The following is a 5,295-nucleotide window of genomic DNA, read 5'->3' as shown; positions in this document are numbered from 1 at the left end:
GCTCAGGACCTCGAGGGCCGGGGTGGAGGCGCGTGCGGCGAAGTGAACGGGCAGTTCGTACTTGGCCACCCAGTYGTCCTCAAGCGTGTGCGCGCCGGAGACGCCCTTGAGCGCGTTCTTCCACATCGTGGGGACATCGCCGCCGATGGGTGTGGTGGCACCCAGCCCGGTAATGACTACTTTGCGTGCCATGGGATCACTCTCTGTCGGTGCGCCTGCCGTGTCMGGAACCGTGAATGGGATGGCCGGGGCCTGCGTGGTGAAATCTCTGGGGTCGTGCACTTGATGGTGGTGCTGGCGGTCCGGTCCGGGCGCTGCTGGAGCGCCCGGACCGGCCACCGGGTCCGCCGTTGCCGGCGGAAAGCCAGACTTAGGCCTGGGCGTTGGCGATGAAGCTCACGGCGTCGCCGACGGTCTTGAGGTTCTTGACCTCTTCGTCGGGGATGCGGACGCCGAACTTCTCTTCGGCGTTGACCACGATGGTCATCATGGAGATGGAGTCGATGTCCAGGTCTTCGGTGAAGGACTTGTCCAGTTCGACAGCCTCCGGGGCCRGGCCGGTCTCTTCGTTGACGATTTCAGCCAGGCCGGCCAGGATCTCTTCGTTGTTAGCCATTGATGGCTCCTTTTCTAGTTGTTGCCCTTGGCTGCCGGTGAAAGGCCGGCCGTCGGGGGCGGAAATGATTCAAACCGAGGGATTCGGCTTGGTGCGGRAAATGCGTGCTGGGCGGAGCGTGGGGGCAAATAGTGAACCCCATGCTCTGCCATGGTGAAACAGGTGAAACGTATTTAGTTCGGGAAGGCGGTGGCTACCTAGGKAAGCACGATCACCTGGGCGCCGAAGACCAGTCCGGCTCCGAAGCCGATCTGCAGCGCCAGCCCGCCGCTGAGCTCGGGGTTTTCCTCAAGCAGGCGGTGGGTGGCAAGGGGGATGGACGCCGCGGAAGTGTTGCCGGCGTCGGCGATGTCGCGGGCGATCTTGACGGTCTCCGGCAGCTTCAGTTTCTTGGCCATCTCGTCGATGATCCGCATGTTGGCCTGGTGCGGGATGAAAGCGGCGAGGTCCTCGGCCGTGACGCCGGCAGCGTCCAGGGCCTGCTGGGCCACCTTGGCCATCTCCCACACGGCCCAGCGGAAGACGGTCTGGCCGTCCTGGCGCAGGGTGGGCCACAGGGACGCGTCCGTTACGGCGGMTTCCTCGGCGCTGACAGCGGCGCCACGCTTGCCGGTCAGGGCGAGCTCGCGGATATCCAGCATGGAATGGGTCATGCCGATGGCGTCCCACTTGCTGCCGTCCGAACCCCAGACCKAGGGGCCGATGCCCGGCGTGTCGGACGGGCCGATCACGACGGCGCCGGCGCCGTCGCCGAGCAGGAAGGAGATGGTCCGTTCCGTGTTGTCGATGACGTCGGAAAGCTTCTCGGCACCGACCACCAGGACGTAGGTAGCTGCTCCGGAGCGCACCAGGGCGTCGCCCTGGGCGATGCCGTAGCAATAGCCGGCGCAGGCCGCGGAGATGTCGAAGGCCGGTGCCGGCGTCGCGCCGAGGCGGTCGGCCAKGCTCGCGGCCGCGGACGGGGTCGCGTAGGGGTGGGTGACCGTGGAGACGATCACGGCGCCGAGCTGGGAAGCCTCGATGCCGGCTTTCTGCAGGGCCTCACGGGCGGCGCCTTCGGCCATGTCGATCACGCTGACATCGGCGGGCGCGCGGTGCCGGGTGATGATGCCGGTGCGCTGGCGGATCCATTCATCCGAGGAATCGATCCACTGGCACACGTCCTCGTTGGTCACGATGACGCTGGGCCGGTAGGCGCCGATACCCATGATGCGGGTGTTTTCCTGCACGGGCGCCTGCTTCAGAGTGGGAACGCTCATGCCCCTMCCTCCAGTTCTGCAAATAGGGCCAGGGCCGCGGAAAGATCGTCCGGGGTCTTGACGGTGACGGTCTTGACGCCGGGCATGCCGCGCTTGGCGAGGCCGGCGAGTGTTCCGGCGGGAGCCAGTTCAATCAGGCCGGTCACGCCGCGCTGCACCATCGTCTCCATGCAGAGGTCCCAGCGGACCGGACGGGAGACCTGGGCAATCAGGCTGTCGACGGCGGCGCCGCMGTMGGTGACTTCCGCGCCGTCGAAGTTGGACAGCAGCGGTACCTGCGGGTTCCGCGGGTGCAGCGACGGGCGCAGCGCCTGCAGGGCGGCGCCGGCCGGGGCCATGTGCGAGGTGTGGAACGCGCCCGCAACCTTCAGCGGAATGACCCGGGCCTTGGCCGGCGGGTTCTCGGCCAGGGCCTTGAGCTGCTCCAGCGTGCCGGCGGCCACGGTCTGGCCTGCGCCGTTGACGTTGGCCGCGGTGGCGCCGGAGGCCTCAATGGCCGCCAGGACGTCKGCCGGGTCGCCGCCCACGACGGCGCTCATGCCGGTCGGGGTGGCGGCAGCGGCGGCAGCCATGCTGTTGGCCCGCTCGCGGACAAACGTCATGGCTTCGGTTTCCGTCAGGACACCGGCCAGCGAGGCCGCGGTGATTTCGCCGACGGAGTGGCCGGCCAGGATGACCGGAARCGTGCTGAGTTCGACGTCGAACAGTGACTTTGCCGCCACCAGGCCTGCGGCGACGATCAGGGGCTGCGCGACGGCAGTGTCCTTGATGGTTTCCTCATCGGAGGTGGTGCCGTGGGCGGTGAGGTCGATGCCTGCTATTTCGCTGAGGGAGGCCAGGAGGCCTGCGACGGGTGGTAGTTCCAGCCAGGGGGCCAGAAAACCAGGGGTCTGGGAGCCCTGTCCAGGGCAGACGATTGCAAGCACGTAACCAGCTTTCCAAATTACCGCGTGAACATTCGTGTTTTCATGCACCAAGCTCACTGGGTCAGTTTGTAGGAATTCTACAACGGTTCAGGACCCGTTGCGGGGAGGCTGCCGCTCTGCGGGGGCCTTCGGCGGGGTTGAAAGCCGGCCCACCACGAGGGCGGTCTGGAGCACGAACGCCTCCCTCGGCAGGAGCGGATCCCAGCCCGTGACGTCACACACGCGCTTGAGCCGGTAACGCACCGTGTTGGCATGGACGAAGAGTTCGCGGGCCGTGGCCTCCAGGGAATGGCCGAGCTCGAGGTACGTGCCCAGGGTCTCCACAAGCCCGTTGGAGGCGGCCAGCAAGGGGCGGTAGATGTTTTTGACCAGCGAGCGGCGGGCGGCGTCGTCGCCGGAGATCACGCGCTCGGGGAGCAGGTCGTCGGCCGCCACCGGACGCGGCGCGGAGGGCCACGCCCGGGCCGCGGTGAKGCCGGCGAAGGCTGACTGGGCCGAACCGCTGGCCTCGAGGAGGGAGCCCGCCTCGGGGCCGTACACCACCGGGCCGGGGGCAAAGAGTTCGCTGAGCTTCAGGTACGCGGTCTCCCGGTCCTGGAGTCCGCCCAGGATGAGGATGAGGCGGTCGCCCTGGATCCCCACGAGCGCGTCCTCGGCGAAGCGCCCCGCGGTGCGGCGCAGTTCGCTGACGTAGCTGGCGCTCGGCTCCGACGGCGAATTCCCCACCATGACGGTGAACCGTTCCTGCGCCTTCCAGCCCAGGGCCGCGATCCGGGACCGCAGCGCGTCCGTGTTTTCGCCGCGCAGGATGGCATCGACAATCAGGGCCTCCAGCCGGGTATCCCAGGATCCGCGGGATTCCGCGGCGCGGGCGTAGACGTCGGCGGCGGCGAAGGCGACCTCCCTCGAGTACCGCAGCACGGCCTCGCGCAGCGCGCCCTGGTCCGTTTCCGGGGCGATGACCGGGACCTGGTCCTCCACGACTTCCACGACGATCCGGATGAGCTGGAGCGCCTTTTGGAGGCTGATGGAGCGGGTTAGTTCGGTGGGGGCGGTGCCGAAGACGTCGGACAGGATCCACGACGGCGAACTCGGCCGCTCGTACCACGTCACGAACGCCGCGATGCCGTTCTGGGCCACCATGCCCAGGGCGGAGCGTTCGTCCGAGTTCAGCCGGCTGTACCACGGCAGGGACTTTTCCAGCTGGCGCAGTGTCGTCGTCGACAGCTGGCCCACGCTCGCCCGAAGCTTCTTGAGGGTCTCAACCTTCTMCGGAGTCATCGCCCGCGAGGCCGGCTTGCGTTTTTCGGGAGTGGTGATCGGCTCTGCCATGCATCGAGCATACGGGGCGCGCCGCCCAAGCTCCATTTGTGAGAAGGCTACAACTGCCGTTGTCCTGCATCACACCGGCCCGCGCCGGGATGACGGTGAGGCCATGTCCCCGGAGGGACGGGAGGACGACACCGGTTAAACGCCCGACGGCGGCCCCCACCAATTGGTGAGGAACCGCCGTCGGGCGCTGTGCCTGGCCTCGCGGCCAGGCGGGGCGTCCGGTTAGGAGTCGCCGCCCGCGTTGCCGGTGGTGCCGGCGTTCACGTTGAGCAGCCGGTACTTCTCGATGGCCTGGGCCGGTGCCTGGGCATCGACTTCACCGCGGCGGGCCAGCATCTGCAGGGAACGGACCACTACCGAGTGGATGTCGTTCTTGAAGAAGCGGCGTGCAGCGGCCCGGGTGTCGGAGAAGCCGAAGCCGTCCGCGCCGAGCGAGGCGAACTCGTTCGGGAGGAACTGCCGGATCTGGTCCGGCACGGCCTTCATGTAGTCGGTGACCGCCACGATCGGACCGGTGGCACCGGCGAGCTGCTGGGTCACGAACGGGACGCGGGCGGGCTGGCCGGGGTTGAGGAAGGCCTCTTCCTCGGCGGCCATGGCGTCGCGGYGCAGTTCGCTCCAGGACGTCACGGACCACACATCGGCCGAGACGCCCCAGTCCTCGGCGAGGATCCGCTGGGCTTCGAGGGCCCAGGGGACGGACACRCCGGAGGCCAGGATCTGCGTGCGCGGGCCGTCGATCTTGGCCGGTGCCAGCAGGTAGATGCCCTTGGTGATGCCTTCGACGTCGAGCTCGGCCGGCGCCGCCGGCTGGGCGATCGGCTCGTTGTAGACCGTGATGTAGTACATCAGGTTCCGGTCTTCGKAGTCGGGTCCGTACATCCGCTCCAGGCCGTCGCGCATGATCACGCCGATCTCGTAGCCGTACGCGGGGTCGTAGGTGACGACGGCCGGGTTGGTGGCGGCAAGGATCGGGGAGTGGCCGTCGGCGTGCTGCAGGCCTTCACCGGTGAGGGTGGTGCGGCCGGCGGTGGCGCCGATGATGAACCCGMGGGTCATCTGGTCCGCGGCGGCCCAGAAGGAGTCGCCGGTGCGCTGGAAACCGAACATCGAGTAGAACACGTAGATCGGCACGAGCGGCTCGCCGTGCGTGGCGTACGAG

Annotated in this window: 6 protein-coding genes; all 6 read right to left on the bottom strand. The window is 68.0% G+C overall.

Annotated features, from left to right (window positions below):
• On the bottom strand, nucleotides 1-192 hold a 192-nt coding region (locus AC1DBQ_RS21465; protein WP_476930440.1), incomplete at its 3' end, for a beta-ketoacyl synthase N-terminal-like domain-containing protein.
• A gap of 178 nt (nucleotides 193-370) precedes the next feature.
• Nucleotides 371-616, bottom strand: a complete 246-nt coding sequence (locus AC1DBQ_RS21460) for an acyl carrier protein (RefSeq protein ID WP_476930439.1) — start codon at nucleotides 614-616, stop codon at nucleotides 371-373.
• A gap of 197 nt (nucleotides 617-813) precedes the next feature.
• The gene (locus AC1DBQ_RS21455) at nucleotides 814-1,875 is read right to left on the bottom strand and encodes a beta-ketoacyl-ACP synthase III (protein ID WP_476930438.1); all 1,062 of its coding nucleotides are present in this window, start codon (nucleotides 1,873-1,875) and stop codon (nucleotides 814-816) included.
• Nucleotides 1,872-2,801 carry an ACP S-malonyltransferase gene (locus tag AC1DBQ_RS21450; protein ID WP_476930437.1) on the bottom strand — a complete coding sequence of 310 codons (930 nt, stop codon included), beginning with the start codon at nucleotides 2,799-2,801 and terminating at the stop codon, nucleotides 1,872-1,874. Before AC1DBQ_RS21450 ends, AC1DBQ_RS21455 begins: the two co-directional genes overlap by 4 nt.
• Nucleotides 2,802-2,888: 87 nt before the next feature.
• Complete coding sequence (locus tag AC1DBQ_RS21445; protein WP_476930436.1) at nucleotides 2,889-4,133, bottom strand: PucR family transcriptional regulator; 1,245 nt, start codon at nucleotides 4,131-4,133, stop codon at nucleotides 2,889-2,891.
• A gap of 222 nt (nucleotides 4,134-4,355) precedes the next feature.
• On the bottom strand, nucleotides 4,356-5,295 hold a 940-nt coding region (locus AC1DBQ_RS21440; RefSeq protein WP_476930435.1), incomplete at its 5' end, for a transketolase-like TK C-terminal-containing protein.

It is taken from the genome of Arthrobacter sp. 10T413_2, from assembly GCF_056394205.1.
The sequence above is the reverse complement of the archived record's forward strand: the minus strand, read 5'-3'. Positions and strand labels throughout refer to the sequence as shown.